The sequence below is a fragment of the Vandammella animalimorsus genome (assembly GCF_002285285.1).
Classification (GTDB): Bacteria; Pseudomonadota; Gammaproteobacteria; order Burkholderiales; family Burkholderiaceae_C; genus Lampropedia; species Lampropedia animalimorsus.
Genome location: NZ_NSJF01000002.1, coordinates 522,557 through 540,850, shown reverse-complemented (window position 1 = coordinate 540,850; position 18,294 = coordinate 522,557). Strand labels below are relative to the sequence as shown.

Sequence of the window (18,294 nt, the reverse complement as noted above, 5' to 3'; positions counted from 1 at the left end):
TGTTGGTAGTGGAAAAAAGAATGGCTCGCGATCAGACTCCTACACTGTGGCAATGGGGGTGACAGGTGAGCCGACCGCCCCCGGCAGGCGCAACGGCGGCGCCGTAAGAAAAAAACGATAGCGCTGGTGTGCATACAACCAGTCAGCCAGATCACGCAGGTACCACAGCTCGGCCAGCGGCAGGCCCAATTTGAAAAGGCAGTGCTGGTGCAACGGGAACAGCGGGTACTTGACCTGCCCCACTGGCGGGGGCAGGGCAGGCGTTCGCTCAACAGCGTAGTTGTCAGCTGCAATGGCGGCGACCTGTGAATCAGTGATCCATTGCAGCAATCGCTCGTCACGACCATTGAGCGCTGCACAATGGCGGTGCAGTTCCGTCACGTCCGGCTGTCGCTCCATTTGCAGTAACAGCTCTGCATAACCGGTGCGCAATACCAACATATCGCCAGCTTCTATCTCAACACCTGTGCTCTCAATGGCATACATCAGGTCGTCGTAGCCAACGTGACGCAACTCCATGCCGAACACGCGCACCAAATCGAGCAGCACACCCCGCCCTTGCATGCCCTTGACGGCCATGGCGTCCACCCCCAGCGCGCCAGCATGACTGAGCTGCCCATGTGCTGCGCAGGCGCGGTCGCTGGCAGAGTTTGCACAAGACATTTCGGGGCCGATGATGTGCTCGCCGGCTCGGTAGCCGTTGTAGTACACCAGCTCCTCCACACCATCCCCATCGGCATCGAACAGCGCGCCCACATGAGCCAATGAGTCCCACTGCGTCGAGTACTGCATTGACAGCAGCACCTGATCGTCGCTGATGCCATCAATAGCAGCCGCATCCAGATCGTCCCGCAGCAGGTGATTGAAGTACGGCGTCTCGCCCCGGTAGGTCGGCCCTTTTTGCGGCGGATGCCGGCGCGGGTTGAGCACACTACCTCCGGGGAAATCCAGTGGCATCGACAGACAGAAACTGAGCCCTGCCTGGATCTCTTGCGCCCCCTTGCGCACCTGCTCGGGGCCAATCAGATTGACTCGTCCCAATTGATCATCAGGGCCAAAATCGCCCCAGTTGGAGCCTGGTGGTCGTTGAATCCAGCGTTTCATGGCAAGACAGCGTGAGGTAAGTCAAAGGGTCGGCGAGATAGTTCGGACTGTTCGTGCCACCGCTGCGTGATCATGGCGGCCTCTTTCCGCAACTCGACCACGATGGCATCTCGACGCTCGATCAGGCGCTCGCTCAAAGCGGCAATGCTGATGGCGCCTAGCAAGTCACCATTGGCGTCAGGCACAGCGATCGCAATGCCGCCCATGTGCTCCACCACCACATCCAGCAGCAACGCATAGCCTCTTCTGCGCGTGCATTCGACCTGCTGGCAGAGAAAATCCACACTGATGCGTGGATAGCGCTGCAAGCGCGGAGCGATGCTCAGCATCACCGCCTCAACCTCGGCATCGGGCAGTGCCGCCAATAACGCCAAGCTACCCGCACCCACGCCCAACGGACGCCGGCTACCGATGCTCAAATAGTTGGCCCGGATCGGGAACGTGCCAAAACGCAACTCGGTGCATACCGACTCCCAGCCGCTGAGCTCAGAGAAAATGACCGAATCTTCGAAACGGTGCGCCAAGCGGATCAGTGCAGGTCGCGCCAAGTGCCGCGCATCCATCCGTTGGGCAGCGGCAGCACGCGCCACCAGCCACTCTCGCCCTAAGCTAAACCGTTTGCTGCGCGCATCGCGCTGAACCATCCCTTCAGCCACCAAGGTTTCCAATAGGCGCAACGCTGACGCCTTGTCGATGCCGGTGGCCTGGGCCAAATCCACCAGGCGCGCATTACGCTCATCCGACAGCGCTTTGAGCAGGCGGCAAGCTTTTTGCACAGACGTATTGATGGCAGGCAACAGCAGGCTCCTTAAATCAACAGGATTTCACTGGCATCGATTTTTCTGCGCCGTCTAGACTCTGTCATTGCGCAATGCAGCATAGTTTTGTATTCCAAAACTGCCGCTCCTCTCCTCCTCGCTATGCAGCCGACCTGAAGCCTCCCACAGCCTCGGCCCTGACGCAGTTTTTCAGAAGACAAAACTTTTATGCACTGCAGCGTGACTCTTGCTCAAGGAAGGACTAGAACGGGCTCCCTCATCTTCTTGTGAAGTTGGCAACGAAAGCAAATCAAGGAGCAGTCATGGCAAAAAAAGTCTTAGTGGTAGGCGCCTCCGGTGTAGTTGGCCAGTCGGTACTGCGGCATTTCAGCACCCTTCCAGACTGGCAATGCATAGGCGCCAGCCGGAGAAAGCCGTTCGATGTCGGGGATGCGGAGCATGTGGCCATCGACCTGCGCGACGCCGAGGCCACCCAGCGCCAACTAGCACAGTGCAAAGGCATCACGCATCTGGTATTTGCCGCTGTGCACGAAAAGCCTGGGCTGATCGCAAGCTGGAGCGATCCAGAGCAAATGCAGATCAATCTCGCCATGCTTCGCCACGTAGTCGAAGCGCTGGAGGTCGGCGAGCACGAACTGCAACATATCACCGTGTTCCAGGGAGGCAAGGCCTATGGCGTGCACATCAACCCGCAGGTGCCTGTGCCTGCTAAGGAATCCTGGCCACGCCATCCCCACGCTAACTTTTACTGGCTACAGGAGGACTACCTGCGCGAGAGACAACCGCGACGCCGCTGGCACTGGACAGTGCTGCGCCCGAGAATAGTTTTCGGCGATGCATGGGCCAGCAACATGAACATCGTTCCTGCATTGGCCGTATATGCAGCCCTGCTCAAAGCTTCCGGCGAGCCGCTGCATTTCCCCGGCGGGCCGCCACGCATCTACCAGGCCACTGATTCGGACCTGATCGGTCGCGCTTGCGCCTGGGCCGCCACTTCACAAAGTAGCCATGAACAAATCTTCAACCTGACCAACGGCGATGAGTTTGTCTGGCACAACGTCTGGCCCACGATCGCACGCGCATTCGACATGGAGCCGGGCGAGCACCGCCCCTGTTCACTGGAGCAAACCCTGCCTGCCAAGGAGGATCTGTGGCAACAAATCGTGCACCGGCATGGCTTAAAGGCACCGGCGCGGCTGGCTGACTTTGTCGGCCAGGGTTTCGCCTATGCAGACTTCCAGCTCAACCATGGTAAGCAGGCTCCGCTACCAGCGTCCATCGCCAGCACCATCAAGATCAGGCAGGCAGGATTCGCCGACTGCATCGACACAGAGGTCATGCTGGTCAAGTGGATAAACCGCTTCAGACAACTGTCGTGGGCGCTGTAGCACACAGCTCGACATGGCCAAACGCTACCCCATCGACACGGATGTACCGGCAATCAGCGTAGCCGCATCGAAGTTTCAAGCCGCGGCAAACGCGCACCTACAACGCCGAGCACGTATGCGGCATAGCGTGACGGTGCGGTGCCTCCCACACTACAAAGTGCTGCTGTGTACTGCTTGAGCGAAAAGGAATGCTCCTATCAAGGTGCAATAGGTGTCACTATCAAAAACGCCATACGCAATCGAGAACTGCGAGTGCGGCAGACAGCGCCTTGCTTGGGCAATGCAATGGCAAAGCCGCCGATTGTAGGAGTGCCATCCGGTCATCGCGCACGGCACGTGCAATGCGCCCATCTATGAAAAACCCCCGCAGCCAATGCAGGCGGCGGGGGCGTTGGGATTGGGCGCAGGATGCTTCAGCGCTTGCGCTGCAACAGCGCAATGGCTTCGCCCACGATGCCGCGGCGGAACAGCAGCACGCAGACGACGAAGATCAGGCCTGTGACGATGGTCACCGATTCGCCCAGCGAGCGGAACCATTCGATCTGGGTGAGCGAGGCGATCCACTCACCCCATTCGCCCACCTTGTTCTCGATGGCCACGACCACCACCGCGCCCACCAAGGGGCCGAGCATGGTGCCCATGCCGCCCACCAGCGTCATCAGCACGGCATGGCCGGACATGGCCCAATGCACGTCGGTCAGCGTGGCAAAGCCCAGCACCAGGGTCTTGAGCGCGCCGGCCAGGCCCGAGAGCGCGGCCGAGAGCACGAACACCAGCAGCTTGAAGCGGTTGGTGTCATAGCCCAGGGAGATGGCGCGCGGCTCGTTCTCCTTGATGCCGTGCAGCACGTGGCCAAAGGGCGAATGCACGATGCGCATGATGAACAAGAAGGCCACAGCCACGATGGCCAGGGTCACGTAGTACATGGTCAGGTCGCTGCTCAGGTCAAGCACGCCCAGCAGCTTGCCGCGCGGCACGCCCTGCAGGCCATCTTCGCCGCCGGTGAACTTGGCCTGCAGCCAGACGAAGTACAACATCTGCGCCAGCGCCAGGGTGATCATCGTGAAGTAAATGCCCTGGCGCTTGATGGCCAGATAGCCCATGACCAGGCCCAACAGCGCACCAAAGGCCGTACCCAGCAGCAGGCCCAGTTCGGGCGGCACGCCCCAGACTTTGAGCGAGTGGCCGGTGATGTAGGCCGCACCGCCCAGAAAAGCTGCGTGGCCGAACGAGAGCATGCCGGTGTAGCCGAACAGCAGGTTGAAGGAGCAGGCAAACAGCGCGAAGCAAAACAGCTTCATCATGAAGATCGGATAAGCGCCGATGTGGGGCGCGGCGATCAGAGCCAGCAGCAGCGCCGCATAGCCGACGGCAACGAATGTTTTGTTCATAGTCTTGATTCCCGCCTTGTCATTGTTCCTTGCCAAACAAACCGGCAGGGCGCACCAGCAGCACGATGGCCATGATGACGAACACCACCGTGGACGAGGCTTCTGGATAGAACACACGGGTCAGGCCCTCGACCACCCCCAACAGCAGGCCGGTGACGATGGAGCCCATGATGGAGCCCATGCCACCGATCACCACCACGGCGAAGACGGTGATGATGAGGTTCTGCCCCATCAATGGCGAGACCTGGTAGATCGGCGCAGCCAGTACGCCGGCAAAGGCCGCCAGCGCCACGCCAAAGCCGTAGGTCAGCGTGATCATCAGCGGCACGTTGATGCCGAAGGCCTCCACCAGGCGGGGGTTCTCGGTGCCGGCGCGCAGGTACGAGCCCAGGCGCGTCTTCTCGATCATGAACCAGGTGAACAGGCACACCGCCAGCGAGGCCACGACCACCCAAGCGCGGTACTTGGGCATGAACATGAAGCCCAGATTCACGCCGCCCTTGAGCAGATCAGGCGTGCTGTAGCTCAGGCCGGAGACGCCATAGGCCGAACGGAACGCGCCCTCGATCAACAGCGTCAGCCCCAGTGTCAGCAACAGGCCATAGATGTGGTCGAGCTTGTAGATCCAGCGCAGAAAGAAGCGTTCGAGCACGATGCCAAACAGCCCCACCACCACGGGCGCGCCCACCAGCATCACCCAGTAGTTGATGCCCAGGTAGTTGGCGGCCATCCAGGCCACGACCGCGCCCATCATGAACAGCGCGCCATGGGCAAAGTTGATGACGTTGAGCAGGCCAAAGATCACAGCCAGGCCAAGGCTGAGAATGGCGTAGAACGAACCATTGACCAGCCCCAGCAAAAGCTGGCTCAACAGGGCGGGCAGCGGTACTCCGAAAATGGTATCCATGGCAAAGATGCACTGGGTTGATCAGGCGCGAGACAATCGCTGGGGCCTGCTGTGCGCGGAGGCAATCAGCAGGCTAAGGCGCGCGCAAGCGCGCCACAAGAGCCAGGGCGCCGGGCAAGCCGGCGCCCCGCGCTACGGCGTCACTTCCAGAGCGCGCACTTGGTTTCTTCTTTCTTGAAGAACACCTCGCTGGCGGGCAGGGTCTTGACCACCTTCAGGTAATCCCACTCGCGCTTGGACTCGGCCGGCTTCTTCACCTCGACCAGGTACATGTCGTGCGCGTAGCGGCCATCGGGGCGGATCGTGCCCTTGGCGTAGAAGTCGCTCAGCTCCTTGCCGCGCAGCACGGCGTTGACTTTTTCAGTCTCCAGCGTGCCTGCTTCCTCAACGGCCTTGAGGTAGTTCATCACAGCCGAGTAGTTGGCCGCATGGATGGAAGTGGGCATGCGCTTGGCCTTTTCATAGAACTTCTGCGCCCAAGCGCGCGAGGCCTCGTCCTGATCCCAGTACCAGCTGGTGGTGAACTGCAGGCCCTTGGTGGACTCCAGCCCCATGCTGTGGATGTCGGTCAGGAACAGCAGCAAGCCCGCGAGCTTCATCGAGCCAGTGATGCCAAACTCGTTGGCAGCCTTGATGGTGTTGATGGTGTCGCCGCCGGCATTGGCCATGCCCAGCACCTTGGCGCCAGAGGTCTGCGCCTGCAGCAGGAAGGAAGAGAAATCCGAAGCATTGAGCGGATGACGCACATTGCCCTTGACCTCGCCGCCAGCGGCCTTGACGGTGGCGGCCGTGTCTTTTTCCAGCGCGTGGCCGAAGGCGTAATCGGCCGTCAGGAAGAACCAGCTCTTGCCGCCCTCTGCCACCACGGCCGAGCCTGTGCCACGCGCCAGGGCCATGGTGTCGTAGGCGTAGTGGATGGTGTAGGGCGCGCACTGCTCATTGGTGAAGGCCGTCGAACCTGCGCCATTGACCAAATACAGCACGTTCTTTTCCTTGGTGATGGCGTTGACGGCCAGGCCCGCGCTGGAGTTGGTGCCGCCCAGGATCATCGACGCCTTTTGCGTGTCGATCCACTCGCGCACCTTGGCCGCAGCGATGTCGGCTTTGTTCTGGTGGTCGGCCGTGACCAGCTCAATGGGCTTGCCCAGCACCTTGCCGCCGAAATCATCGATGGCCATTTGCGCAGCCAGCGCGCCGTTCTTGCCGTCCACGTCCGAGTACAGGCTGGACATGTCGGTCGCAAAGCCGATCACGACCTTGTCCTGTGCTTGGGCGGTGCCCATTACACCCGCGGCGGCCAGCAGGCTGGCCAGCACAGTCAGTTTGGTTTTCATGATGACGATCTCCTTGTTCACTTTGAGGGGGTAAAAGATTGGCAAAGGATGAAAAACGGCTGGCGCCACAGACCTCAGGCCATTTTCAAAATGAAGAATACGCAGCGCGATGCTTGCACATCGCGCCCTGCTGCGATTGGGGAAGTGACATCACACGCCCAACAGCTCGTTGAGCAAATCCATCTTCTCCTGCAGCTGCGCGGCCTCGAAGTGCTCAATGACCTCGCCATGCTCGATCACGTAGAAGCGATCGGCCAGCGGCGCGGCAAAACGGAAGTTCTGCTCCACCATGACCACGGTATAGCCCTTGGCGCGCAAGGTACTGATCATGCGCGCCAGCGCCTGCACGATCACCGGTGCCAAGCCTTCGGAGATTTCATCGAGCAGCAACAGATTGGCGCCCGTGCGCAGGATGCGTCCCACGGCCAGCATCTGTTGCTCGCCGCCGGAGAGGCGCGTGCCTTGGCTGTGGCGGCGTTCCTTGAGGTTGGGGAACATGGCATAGATCTCTTCCACGCTCATGCCCGCCTCCTGGCCTTTGCCCACGCTGCCGCCCAGCGCACGCACGAAACCCACGCCCAGCACGGGCGGCAGCAGCAGGTTTTCCTCCGTCGTCAGACTGGAGAAAATGCCCCGCTCCTCAGGGCAGTAGCCAATGCCCAGGTGCGCGATGCGGTGCGTGGCCATGCCCACAGTCTCCACCCCGTTGACTTTGATGGAGCCGCTGCGCTTGCCGATCAGGCCGGTGATGGCCCGCAGAATCGAGGTGCGGCCCGCGCCGTTGCGGCCCAGCAGGGTAACGACCTCGCCACGGCGCACCTGCAGATTCACGCCATGCAGTACGTGCGATTCGCCGTACCAGCCGTGCAGATTGTTGATTTCCAGGGCCAGGGGCGCCTGGCTTGCGCTGGTGCTCGTCATGTCAGTGCGCTCCTTGCAGTTGGCCTTCGCTCGTGCCCATGTAGGCCTCCATCACGCGCGGATCTTGCGAGACCTGCTCGTAATTGCCCTCGGCCAGCAACGCGCCACGCTGCAGCACCGAGATGCGGTCGGCGATCGTCGAAACCACCTTCATGTTGTGCTCGACCATCAAGATGGTGCGCCCCTTGGAGACTTCCTTGATCAGCGCCGTGACGCGATCCACGTCTTCGTGGCCCATGCCTTGCGTAGGCTCGTCCAGCAGCATCAGCTCAGGCTCCATGGCCAGCGTGGTGGCGATCTCCAGCGCGCGCTTGCGGCCGTACGGCAGGTTGACGGTGATTTCATCGGCCAGCTCGCGCAGCCCCACCTCGCCCAGCAGCTGCAGGGCGCGGTCGTTGAGCTGGTCCAGCGTGCGCTCGCTCTTCCAGAAATGGTATTGCGTGCCCAGCTGGCGCTGCAGCGCGATGCGCACGTTCTCCAGCAGCGTCAGATGCGGGAACACTGCCGAGATCTGGAACGAGCGGATCACGCCGCGCCGCGCAATCTGCGCCGGCTTCTCGCCCGTGATGTCAATGCCGTTGAAAGTGATGGTGCCGCGCGTGGGCACGAGAAACTTCGTCAGCAGGTTGAAGCAGGTGGTCTTGCCGGCCCCATTGGGCCCGATCAGCGCATGGATATGACCGCGCTGGACCTGGAGGTTGACCTGGTCCACGGCGGTGAAGCCCTTGAACTCCTTGGTCAGATTCTGCGTTGCAAGAATGATGTCACTCATGGCCAAAAACGCGCCTGTGAAACGATGGCAGTTCTTGGGGTGTTCTGCATGAACCCCAGCGCGCACCAGGCGCCGAACTCGTGCAGACCCCCTTGCCCAACAAGATTGTTGAACAAATCGTCAAAGCGTTTAAGCATACAGCCAATCGGGCGCCATTCAGGCCGGCACATATATGGGAAAACCCTTGGATGCCTGCCCATGCCGGGCCGCCGCAAGCCGCTGCCCTTGCGCACGCAGCCGCGGCCCGTGGCATGGCCGCCGCTTCTACAATCCAGCGCCCGATCCCTCGACAGCCTGTCCGCGCCTGCTGCCATGAAGAACACCGCCGCCCCCTGCCCTGCCGACGCCAAGCCCGAGCTGGCCGGCCACACGCCGATGATGGCGCAATACCTCTCGCTCAAGGCCCAGCATCCGCACACGCTGCTGTTCTACCGCATGGGCGATTTTTACGAGATGTTCTATGAAGACGCGCACAAGGCCGCTCGCTTGCTGAACATCACGCTCACCCAGCGCGGCCAGTCCGCCGGGCAGCCCATCTCCATGGCCGGCGTGCCATTCCACTCGGTCGAGACCTATCTGGCGCGGCTGATCAAGCTGGGCGAATCGGTGGCCATTTGCGAGCAGGTTGGCGATCCGGCAGCCAGCAAAGGGCCGGTCGAGCGCAAGGTGGTGCGCGTGGTCACGCCCGGCACACTGACCGACAGCGCCCTGCTGCCCGAAAAGCATGAGGCCGTGCTGCTGGCCATCAGCGAGGCCAGTGGCGCGCGTGCGCGCAGCCAGGCTGGCGGCGCCCAGTATGGCCTGGCCTGGATGAGCCTGACCCAAGGCATCGTGCACCTGGCGCAGTGCCCGGCGGCAGCGCTCGACGCCTGGCTGGAGCGCATCGGCGCGGCCGAGGTGCTGCTCAGCGCTGGCGCCAGCAGCGCGCTGGAGGAGCAATTGCGCCAACGCCAGCAGGCCGGCATCGGCTGCGCCCTGCAAACCGTGCCGGCCTGGCAGTTCGACGCCACGCTGGGCGCCAACAAACTCAAAGAGCTGCTGCAGGCGGCCAGCCTGCAGGCCTGGAGCGCCGAGGCCTTGCCGCTGGCGCACGCGGCCAGCGCCGCACTGCTGCACTACGCCGCCCACACCCAGGGGCGCGAGGTGCCGCACCTGCAGCGCATCAGCGTGGAGCGCGACGACGCCGTGATCCACCTGCCGGCCACCACGCGCCGCAACCTGGAGCTGGTGCACACCCTGCGCGGCGAGGCCGGGCCCACGCTGCTGTCGCTGCTGGACAGCTGCATCACCAGCCTGGGCAGCCGCCAGCTCAAGGCCTGGCTGTTGAACCCGCCGCGCGCGCGCGATGCAGCCATGCAGCGCCTGGCGCACATCGACGCGCTGCGCCAATGGCAGGACGATGGCGCCCAAGCACTGTGGCAGCACTACCGCCAGCAGCTGCAGGGCGTGGCCGATGTCGAGCGCATCAGCGCGCGCATCGCGCTGGAGCAGGCGCGCCCGCGCGAGCTGGTGGCCCTCAAACACACGCTGCGCCAGGCACAGGCGCTGGCCGAGGCGAGTGGCCATGCGGCGCTGCAGGATGTGCTGCAGGCCCTCGCGCCGCCGGGTGGGGTCATCGCCCTGCTGCAGCAGGCCCTGTTGGAAGAGCCCGCCGCCCTGGTGCGCGATGGCAATGTCATCGCCCGCGGCTTCGATGCCACGCTCGATGAGCTGCGCGACATCCAGAACAATGCCGACGGCTTTTTGCTGGCGCTGGAGGCGCGCGAGCGCGAGCGCACCGGCATCGCCAACCTGCGCGTGCAATACAACAAGGTGCATGGCTTTTACATCGAGGTCACGCAGGCCCAGCTGGACAAGGTGCCCACCGAATACAAGCGCCGCCAGACGCTGAAGAACACCGAGCGCTTCATCACGCCCGAGCTCAAGGCCTTCGAGGACAAGGCCCTCTCGGCGCAGGAGCGCGCGCTGGCGCGCGAGAAATGGCTCTACCAACAACTGCTGGCGCAGCTGCAACCGCACGTGCCGGCGCTGCAGCGCGTGGCCACGGCGCTGGCGCAGCTCGATGCGCTCAGCGCGCTGGCCGAGCGCTCGGTCACGCTGAACTGGTGCGCGCCACAATTTGCCATCGAGCCCTGCATCGACATTGAACAAGGCCGCCACCCGGTGGTCGAGATGCGCCTGGCCGAAACCTCGCAGGCGGCCTTCATCGCCAACGACACGCGCATGGGCGGGCGCACGCGCATGCAAATCATCACCGGCCCGAACATGGGCGGTAAATCCACTTACATGCGCCAGGTGGCGCTGATCGTGCTGCTGGCCAGCATGGGCAGTTACGTGCCGGCGCAAAGCTGCCGCATCGGCCCCATCGACGCCATCCACACCCGCATCGGCGCGGCCGACGACCTGGCCAATGCGCAATCGACCTTCATGCTGGAGATGACCGAGGCGGCGCAAATCCTGCACAGCGCCACGGCGCATTCGCTGGTGCTGATGGATGAGATCGGGCGCGGCACCTCCACCTACGATGGCCTGGCGCTGGCCGGCAGCATCGCCAGCCACCTGCACGACAAGACGCGCGCCTTCACGCTGTTTGCCACGCACTACTTCGAGCTCACCGAGCTGCCTGCGCAGCTGCCACATGCAGTGAACATGCATGTGGCCGCCGCCGAAAGCGGCAGCCGCATCGTGTTCCTGCACGAGCTGCAGCCCGGCCCGGCCAGCCGCAGCTATGGCATCCACGTGGCCAAGCTGGCGGGCATGCCCGCCGCCCTGCTGCACCAGGCGCGCGCCACGCTGGAGCGCCTGCAGGCCCAGCAGCAGCCGCAACAGGCCCAGGCCGATTTGTTCAGCCCGCCGCCCATGGCACTCGAAGCCGCAGAGGCAGGCAGCGCCGACGCCGAGCACACACAGGACGCCATCGCCGCCCAGGCCCTGGCCCAGCTGCAGGCGCTGGACGTGGACGCCCTGACGCCACGCCAGGCGCTGGAGCAGCTCTATGCGCTCAAGGAGCTGCTGGCCTCCTGATGCGCCGCAGCGCAGGTCGTGCAGGAGACTCGCAGGCAGCGATGCTCAACCGGCCTGCAATTCCAGCCCGGCATGCTCGCGCAGCGGGTGGAAGGTGATTTTCGGGAAGCGCTCCTGCGCCAGGCGCACGTCGTAGGGGCTGGTGCACATATAGGCCAGCGCGCCAGCGGCGTCGTGCGCCATGCGCAGCGGGTAGGCGTTCTCGAACTGGCGCAAATCTTCGGGGGTTTCGGCCGTGATCCAGCGCGCGCTGGTGTACTGGCTGGGCTCCAGCCGCACTTCGGCGTCGTATTCGGTTTTCAGGCGGTGCTGCACCACTTCGAATTGCAACTGCCCCACCGCGCCCAGCAACATGTTGCCGCCCGCATCGGGTTTGAAGACCTGGATGGCACCCTCCTCGCCCAATTGCAGCAGGCCTTGCTGCAATTGTTTGGTGCGCAGCGGGTTTTTCAGCACCACGGTGGCGAACATTTCCGGCGCGAAGAAGGGCAGGCCGGTGAATTGCAAATTCGCGCCGTCGGTGATGGTGTCGCCCAACTGCACGCCGCCGTGGGTAGTAAAGCCGATGATGTCGCCCGCAAAGGCTTCTTCCACGGCCTCGCGGCGCTGGCTCATGAAGGTGACGACGCTGGTAGGGCGCAGCTCCTTGCCGGTGCGCTGCACCTTCATCTTCATGCCGGGCTTGTATTGGCCGCTGGCCACGCGCACGAAGGCGATGCGGTCGCGGTGGTTGGCGTCCATGTTGGCCTGCACCTTGAAGACCACGCCAGAAAAGGCCTTGTCCTCGGGGCGGATGGTGGTTTCGGTCGCCTCGCCGTTTTTGGCGATCAGGCGGCTGATGCGCGGGCCGGGCGGGGGCGACATGTCCACCACCGCGTCCAGCACTTCCATCACGCCAAAGTTGTTCACGCCCGAGCCGAAGAACACGGGCGTGAGCTTGCCGGCCAGAAACGCCTCGTGATCCCACTCGGCCGATGCGCCCTGGGCCAGCTCCATGCTCTCCAGCGCATCGTCAAAGGTTTTGCCAAAACGCGCGCGCAGCTTGTCGGCCTCAGCCAAGGGGATGACTTCAAAGTCCTGCGGGCGCTTTTCGGTGCCGGCCTGGAACACCGTCATGCTTTGCGTGCGCAGGTTGATGATGCCGCCAAAGCTCTTGCCCTGGCCCACGGGCCAGGTGATGGGGCAGCAGGGCATGCCCAGCTCGCGCTCCACTTCATCAAGGATGTCCAGCGGGTCGCGCACCTCGCGGTCCATCTTGTTGACGAAGGTGATGATGGGCGTGTCGCGCTGGCGGCAGACTTCGATCAGGCGGCGCGTTTGCGCCTCCACGCCGTTGGCCGCGTCGATCACCATCAGCGCCGAATCCACGGCGGTGAGCACGCGGTAGGTGTCCTCGGAGAAGTCCTTGTGGCCGGGCGTGTCCAGCAGGTTGATGACATGCTCGCGGTAGCTCATCTGCATCACGCTCGATGCCACCGAGATGCCACGCTGCTTTTCGATCTCCATCCAGTCGGACGTGGCGTGGCGGCTGGCTTTGCGGCCCTTGACGGCCCCGGCGATCTGGATCGCGCCGGAGAACAGCAGCAGCTTTTCGGTCAGCGTGGTTTTACCCGCGTCCGGGTGGGAGATGATGGCGAAGGTGCGGCGGCGGCGGGTTTCTTTGGCGTAGGTCACGGCAGAAGGCTCGGGCAGGCAGGCCCGTGCGCCCAAACGGGCGCCAGGGCAAAACAAAAGCGCGCTATTTTAAGAACCTGCGCGCAGCCCCTGCGCCCGGGCTGACAAGAGTCAGTGCAGTGGTTTGGGACGGGCTGCAAAGCGCAAAACGCAGGCGGGCCGAGCGGCCCGGCGAGGCTTTGCAGGCGCGGCAGACCGCCCACATCAGCTTCCACCACTCCGCCGTTCATGCAGAGCTTTCGATCAAGCTCAGAGCTTGGTCAAGGCCTGGGTGCAGCGGGCAACAAGCGATTTGGGATGGGCTGCAAGGCGCAAAACGCAGGCGGGCCGGGCGGCCCGGTGAGGCTTTGCAACGCGGCAGACCGCCCACATCAGCTTCCATCACTCCGCCGTTCATGCAGAGCTTTCGACCAAGCTCAGAGCTTGGTCAAGGCCTGGGGGCAGCGGGCAACAAGTGGTTTGGGATGGGCTGCAAGGCGCAAAACGCAGGCGGGCCGGGTGGCCCGGCGAGGCTTTGCAACGCGGCAGACCGCCCAAATCCGCTTGATTGCCCGCCGCCCCCAGGCCTTGATCAAGCTCTTAGGGTAATCCTGCCCATGACAAGCCCCATGACGCACAGCACAATACGCCCCCCAGCCGCGCTGCCACCCAGCGTGGCATTTTGATGGCAGGTCTCTGGCCTGCCTTTGCGGCCCGGCCATTGAGCTGTGCAGCCGCCTGCACACAACACATCGACATTCACAAGGAGCTTCTCAGCATGATGCTTTCCTGGCGCACCCCCGTCCTGGCTGCGGCGGCCGCACTTTGCCTGGGCGGCGCGGCCCTGGCCGCGGACACGATCAAGATCGGCATTCCCCAGCCCATGACCGGGCCCAACACGCAATACGGCGACCAGATTCAGGCCGGGGCCCTGACGGCCATCGAAACCATCAACGCCGCCGGCGGCGTGGTGGGCCGCAAGCTCGAGCCCATCCTGATCGACGACGGCTGCGAGCCCAAGCAGGCCGTGCCGGCGGCCAACCAGGTGGTCAATTCCGGGGCGCGCTACGCCGTGGCGCACGCCTGCTCAGGCACCACCATCCCGGCTGTGCCGATCTATGAGGAAGAGCAGATCGTCACCATCACGCCAGGCGCAACCAACCCGGCAGTGACCGATACCATCAAACCACATTTCTTCTTCCGCACCATTGGCCGCGACGACCAGCAAGGCCCGTTTGCCGCGCAATACATTGCAGAGAAGCTCAAGCCCAAAAGCGTAGTGGTGCTGCATGACAAGCAGTCCTACGGCGCAGGCGTGGCCACGCAGGTGCGCGATGCGCTGCAAAAGCATGGCGTCAACATCAGCCTGTTCGAGAGCATCAATGTGGGCGACAGCGATTACTCGGCCATCATCACCAAGCTCAAGACCATGGCGCCGGATTTGGTGTATTTCGGCGGTTACCACCCGGAGCTGGGCCTGCTGCTGCGCCAGGCGCGCGAGCAGGGCCTGCAGGTGCAGTTCATGGGCCCTGAGGGCACGGCCAACCAGGATCTGGTGGCCATTGCCGGCCCGGCCATCGAAGGCCTGCTGGTGACGCTGCCGGCGGACTTCACCAAGCGCCCGGAAAACGCCGACATCGTCAAGGCCTTCCGCGATGCCAAGCGCGATCCGGATGGCGCCTTCCAGATGCCAGCCTATGCCGCCGTGGAGCTGCTGGCCACCGCCATCAAGGCCGTGGGCGACGACCCGGAGAAAGTGGCCAATTACCTGCACGCCGGCAGCTTCGAGACTTCGATCGGCAGGGTTGAATTCGATGCCAAGGGCGATCTGAAGAATTTCGAGTTTGCCGTCTACCAGTAGGACAAGGACGGCAGCAAGAAACAACTGTAAACAGGCCTTAGTATTGCCCCGCCGCGCGCCTGCCAGGCGCCACCCGCCGCAGCGCGCGCCATCCTCCCAAGAAGGGATTCCGAAGCCGGCGCCAGCCACACGCTGAGCGCCGGCTTCGTCAGGAGCCATTTCTACATGTCTGAACTTGCACAAATCATCCAGCAGATCTTCAACGGTCTGTCATTGGGGGCCATCTACGCCCTCATCGCCATCGGTTACACGATGGTCTACGGGATCATCGGCATGATCAACTTCGCACACGGCGAGATCTACATGATCGGCGCCTACGTCGGGCTGGTCACGCTCACAGCCTTTGGCACGCAAAGCGGGCTGCCGCTGCCGCTCATCATTGCCGCCATGCTGCTGGTGGCCATGGTCGTGACCGCTGCCTACGGCTTTGCCGTCGAGCGCATTGCCTACCGGCCGGTGCGCGGCGGGCCGCGCCTGGTGGCGCTGATCTCGGCCATCGGGATGTCGATCTTTCTGCAGAACTGGGTCGCGCTGGGCCAGGGCGCGCGCGACCAGGCCGTGCCCACGCTGATCTCCGGCGCAGCCACACTGGACATGGGCGGCTTCACCGTCACCCTGCCCTATTCGCGCATGCTCATCATCGGCATCACCGTGGCGCTGATGGTGGCGCTGACGCTGTTCATCAAGAACTCGCGCATGGGCCGCGCCTCGCGCGCCTGCTCGCAGGACATGAAGATGGCCAGCCTGCTGGGCATCGACACCAACCGCGTGATCTCCTTCACCTTCGTGCTGGGGGCGGTGCTGGCCGCCGTGGGCGGCGTGCTCATTGCCATCACCATCGGCAAACTCAACCCCTTCATTGGCTTCATCGCCGGCATCAAGGCTTTCACCGCTGCGGTGCTGGGGGGCATTGGCTCCATCCCCGGCGCCATGCTCGGCGGCGTGATCCTGGGCCTGGCCGAGACCTTTGCCGCGGCCTACATCTCCTCGCAATACAAGGACATCGTGGCCTTCAGCCTGCTGGTGCTGATCCTGTTGTTCCGCCCCACCGGCCTGCTGGGCAAACCTGAAGTGGAGAAGGTCTGATGTTGATGCGCGACGCTCTGAAAAATGCCTTCATCGCCGCCGCCATGACGGCGATCATCATTACCCCGATTTTCGGGCTGCAACTGGTGCGCCAGGGCTCCCAAACACACCTGAATTCGCAGTGGGGCCTGGTGGCTGCGGGCTGCGCCATCGTGTTCGTGCTGCAGCTGCTCAAGCCCTCGCTGGCGCAGATCTTCAGCTATGCACGCCTGCCCAGCCTGCCGGCCATGCCGCGCAACGGGCAGAAGGTCTTGGGCTTGCTGCTGATCGTGCTGGCCATTGCCTGGCCATTCTTCGGCACGCGCAGCCAGGTGGACATCGCCACGCTGGTGCTGATCTACGTCATGCTCGGCCTGGGCCTGAACATCGTCGTGGGCTTTGCCGGCCTGCTGGATCTGGGCTTCGTGGGCTTTTACGCCGTGGGCGCCTACACCTACGCCCTGCTCTTTCACTGGGCCGGCTGGTCGTTCTGGCAAGCCCTGCCGCTGTCGGGCGCAGCGGCGGCGCTGTTTGGCTACCTGCTGGGCTTTCCGGTGCTGCGCCTGCGCGGCGATTACCTGGCCATCGTCACGCTGGGCTTTGGCGAGATCATCCGCCTGCTGCTGATCAACCTGACCGAATACACCGGCGGCCCGGACGGCATCTCCGGCATCCCCAAGCCCACCGTGTTCGGCTACGAGATGACGCGCCGCGCCAGCGAGGAAGGCGCGCAGACCTTTCACCAGATGATGGGCTGGACGTTCTCCAACCAGCACATGGTGATCTACCTGTACCTGATGGCGCTGGTGCTGGCGTTGATCACGCTGTACGTCTCCAACCGGTTGATCCGCATGCCCATCGGCCGCGCCTGGGAGGCGCTGCGCGAGGATGAGATCGCTTGCCGCTCGCTGGGCCTGAACCCGACCAACATCAAGCTCTCGGCCTTCACGCTGGGGGCCATGTTCGCCGGCTTCGGCGGCGCTTTCTTCGCCGCGCGCCAGGGCCTGGTCAATCCCGAGTCCTTCACCTTCATCGAGTCGGCGCTGATTCTGGCGGTGGTGGTGCTGGGCGGCATGGGCTCGCAGATCGGCGTGATCCTGGCGGCCATCGTGCTGACCGTGCTGCCCGAGGTGGCGCGTGAATTTGCCGAGTACCGCATGCTGCTGTTCGGCTTGGTCATGGTGCTGATGATGATGTGGCGCCCGCAAGGGCTGCTGCCCACCAAGCGCCCCCACGTGGAGATCCAGCAATGAACGCACAGACCTTTTCCCACTCCGCCCCGGCCGCCATGGCCGGCGGCCAGGCGCCGCTGTTGAGCGTGCGCGACTTGAGCATGCGTTTTGGCGGCTTGCTGGCCGTGGACAACGTGGCCTTCGACGTCGGCCCCACCGAGATCTTCGCCATCATCGGCCCCAACGGCGCGGGCAAGACCACGGTGTTCAACTGCGTCGGCGGCTTCTACCGCCCCACCAGCGGGCAAATCCACATGGCCGGGCAGAACATCGCCGGCCTGCCCAGCCACAAGGTGGCGCGCCACGGCCTGGTGCGCACTTTTCAGAACGTGCGCCTGTTCAAGGAGCTGACCGCGCTGGAAAACCTGCTGGTGGCGCAGCACACCCAGGTTGAGAGCAACATGCTCAAGGGCCTGCTGAAGCTGCCCTCTTACCGCAAGGCAGAGCAGGATGCGCTCGAGCGCGCCGTCTGGTGGCTGGACTTCATGGGCATCCGCCAGTACGCCAACCGTGAGGCGGGCAATCTGGCCTACGGCCACCAGCGCCGCCTGGAAATCGCCCGCTGCATGATCACCAAGCCCCGGCTGCTGATGCTTGACGAACCGGCTGCGGGTCTGAATCCACAGGAGAAAGTCGAGCTGCAGCACCTGATCGCCCAGTTGCGCGAGGACTTCAACGTCGCCGTGCTGCTGATCGAGCACGACATGAGCCTGGTGATGAACGTCTCCGAACGCATTCTGGTCATGGAACACGGCAAGCCCATCATCACCGACACCCCCGACGCCGTGCGCAACGATCCGCGCGTCATCAAGGCCTACCTGGGAGAAGAATGATGAGCCTGATCGTCGAAGAAACCATGACCG

Annotated in this window: 14 protein-coding genes; 6 read left to right on the top strand and 8 right to left on the bottom strand. The window is 63.5% G+C overall.

Features of this window, described 5'->3' with window-relative positions; genetic code table 11:
• Positions 1–39 precede the first annotated feature (39 nt).
• Together CK620_RS05805 and CK620_RS05800 are read right to left on the bottom strand one after the other, a co-directional pair.
• The gene (locus CK620_RS05805; RefSeq protein WP_095549479.1) at positions 40–1,104 is read right to left on the bottom strand and encodes a cyclase family protein; all 1,065 of its coding nucleotides are present in this window, start codon (positions 1,102–1,104) and stop codon (positions 40–42) included.
• On the bottom strand, positions 1,101–1,901 hold the full coding sequence (locus tag CK620_RS05800; RefSeq protein WP_095549478.1) for an IclR family transcriptional regulator: 801 nt from the start codon (positions 1,899–1,901) through the stop codon (positions 1,101–1,103). The genes CK620_RS05805 and CK620_RS05800 overlap by 4 nt, the downstream gene beginning before the upstream one ends.
• A 284-nt stretch (positions 1,902–2,185) precedes the next feature.
• On the opposite strand from CK620_RS05800, the gene CK620_RS05795 reads away from it, so the two are divergent.
• Positions 2,186–3,271 (top strand): SDR family oxidoreductase, encoded by a 1,086-nt coding sequence (locus CK620_RS05795; RefSeq protein WP_095549477.1) that lies wholly within the window; start codon positions 2,186–2,188, stop codon positions 3,269–3,271.
• Positions 3,272–3,684: 413 nt separating this feature from the next.
• Here the strand turns inward: CK620_RS05795 and CK620_RS05790 are convergent, their stop codons facing one another.
• The 5 genes from CK620_RS05790 to CK620_RS05770 form a co-directional block, all read right to left on the bottom strand.
• Positions 3,685–4,662: a branched-chain amino acid ABC transporter permease gene (locus CK620_RS05790; RefSeq protein ID WP_095542479.1), complete on the bottom strand. Its 978-nt coding sequence runs from the start codon at positions 4,660–4,662 to the stop codon at positions 3,685–3,687.
• A gap of 19 nt (positions 4,663–4,681) precedes the next feature.
• Positions 4,682–5,569, bottom strand: a complete 888-nt coding sequence (locus CK620_RS05785; RefSeq protein WP_095549476.1) for a branched-chain amino acid ABC transporter permease — start codon at positions 5,567–5,569, stop codon at positions 4,682–4,684.
• A gap of 140 nt (positions 5,570–5,709) precedes the next feature.
• Positions 5,710–6,903, bottom strand: coding sequence for an ABC transporter substrate-binding protein (locus tag CK620_RS05780; protein WP_095549617.1), 1,194 nt, complete (start codon positions 6,901–6,903; stop codon positions 5,710–5,712).
• Between the two features lie 150 nt (positions 6,904–7,053).
• Entirely contained in the window at positions 7,054–7,824 is a 771-nt protein-coding gene (locus tag CK620_RS05775) for an ABC transporter ATP-binding protein (RefSeq protein ID WP_095542480.1), read from the bottom strand.
• A 1-nt stretch (position 7,825) separates the two neighbouring features.
• A complete protein-coding gene (locus CK620_RS05770) occupies positions 7,826–8,596 on the bottom strand; it encodes an ABC transporter ATP-binding protein (RefSeq protein ID WP_095539709.1) in 771 nt (256 codons plus the stop codon).
• A 312-nt stretch (positions 8,597–8,908) separates the two neighbouring features.
• Here CK620_RS05770 and mutS point away from each other — a divergent pair, with 312 nt between their 5' ends.
• On the top strand, positions 8,909–11,620 hold the full coding sequence (mutS, locus tag CK620_RS05765) for a DNA mismatch repair protein MutS (protein WP_095549616.1): 2,712 nt from the start codon (positions 8,909–8,911) through the stop codon (positions 11,618–11,620).
• A gap of 45 nt (positions 11,621–11,665) precedes the next feature.
• Here the strand turns inward: mutS and CK620_RS05760 are convergent, their stop codons facing one another.
• Positions 11,666–13,294, bottom strand: coding sequence for a peptide chain release factor 3 (locus CK620_RS05760; RefSeq protein WP_095549615.1), 1,629 nt, complete (start codon positions 13,292–13,294; stop codon positions 11,666–11,668).
• 757 nt (positions 13,295–14,051) lie between these two features.
• On the opposite strand from CK620_RS05760, the gene CK620_RS05755 reads away from it, so the two are divergent.
• The 4 genes from CK620_RS05755 (at position 14,052) to livG (ending at position 18,264) form a co-directional block, all read left to right on the top strand.
• Complete coding sequence (locus tag CK620_RS05755; RefSeq protein ID WP_095549614.1) at positions 14,052–15,134, top strand: high-affinity branched-chain amino acid ABC transporter substrate-binding protein; 1,083 nt, start codon at positions 14,052–14,054, stop codon at positions 15,132–15,134.
• Between the two features lie 165 nt (positions 15,135–15,299).
• The gene (livH, locus tag CK620_RS05750) at positions 15,300–16,220 is read left to right on the top strand and encodes a high-affinity branched-chain amino acid ABC transporter permease LivH (RefSeq protein WP_095542482.1); all 921 of its coding nucleotides are present in this window, start codon (positions 15,300–15,302) and stop codon (positions 16,218–16,220) included.
• Positions 16,220–17,452, top strand: coding sequence for a high-affinity branched-chain amino acid ABC transporter permease LivM (locus CK620_RS05745; protein ID WP_095542483.1), 1,233 nt, complete (start codon positions 16,220–16,222; stop codon positions 17,450–17,452). Before livH ends, CK620_RS05745 begins: the two co-directional genes overlap by 1 nt.
• A 35-nt stretch (positions 17,453–17,487) precedes the next feature.
• Positions 17,488–18,264 (top strand): high-affinity branched-chain amino acid ABC transporter ATP-binding protein LivG, encoded by a 777-nt coding sequence (gene livG, locus CK620_RS05740; protein WP_095549475.1) that lies wholly within the window; start codon positions 17,488–17,490, stop codon positions 18,262–18,264.
• The last annotated feature ends 30 nt before the right edge of the window (positions 18,265–18,294 follow it).

Bases quoted from the DNA above. Each gene is read 5' to 3' on its own strand.
- CK620_RS05805 (WP_095549479.1), bottom strand. From the start codon at position 1,104: ATGAAACGCTGGATTCAACGACCACCAGGCTCCAACTGGGGCGATTTT.
- CK620_RS05795 (WP_095549477.1), top strand. From the start codon at position 2,186: ATGGCAAAAAAAGTCTTAGTGGTAGGCGCCTCCGGTGTAGTTGGCCAG.
- CK620_RS05790 (WP_095542479.1), bottom strand. From the start codon at position 4,662: ATGAACAAAACATTCGTTGCCGTCGGCTATGCGGCGCTGCTGCTGGCT.
- CK620_RS05785 (WP_095549476.1), bottom strand. From the start codon at position 5,569: ATGGATACCATTTTCGGAGTACCGCTGCCCGCCCTGTTGAGCCAGCTT.
- CK620_RS05780 (WP_095549617.1), bottom strand. From the start codon at position 6,903: ATGAAAACCAAACTGACTGTGCTGGCCAGCCTGCTGGCCGCCGCGGGT.
- CK620_RS05775 (WP_095542480.1), bottom strand. From the start codon at position 7,824: ATGACGAGCACCAGCGCAAGCCAGGCGCCCCTGGCCCTGGAAATCAAC.
- CK620_RS05770 (WP_095539709.1), bottom strand. From the start codon at position 8,596: ATGAGTGACATCATTCTTGCAACGCAGAATCTGACCAAGGAGTTCAAG.
- mutS (WP_095549616.1), top strand. From the start codon at position 8,909: ATGAAGAACACCGCCGCCCCCTGCCCTGCCGACGCCAAGCCCGAGCTG.
- CK620_RS05755 (WP_095549614.1), top strand. From the start codon at position 14,052: ATGATGCTTTCCTGGCGCACCCCCGTCCTGGCTGCGGCGGCCGCACTT.
- livH (WP_095542482.1), top strand. From the start codon at position 15,300: ATGTCTGAACTTGCACAAATCATCCAGCAGATCTTCAACGGTCTGTCA.
- CK620_RS05745 (WP_095542483.1), top strand. From the start codon at position 16,220: ATGTTGATGCGCGACGCTCTGAAAAATGCCTTCATCGCCGCCGCCATG.
- livG (WP_095549475.1), top strand. From the start codon at position 17,488: ATGGCCGGCGGCCAGGCGCCGCTGTTGAGCGTGCGCGACTTGAGCATG.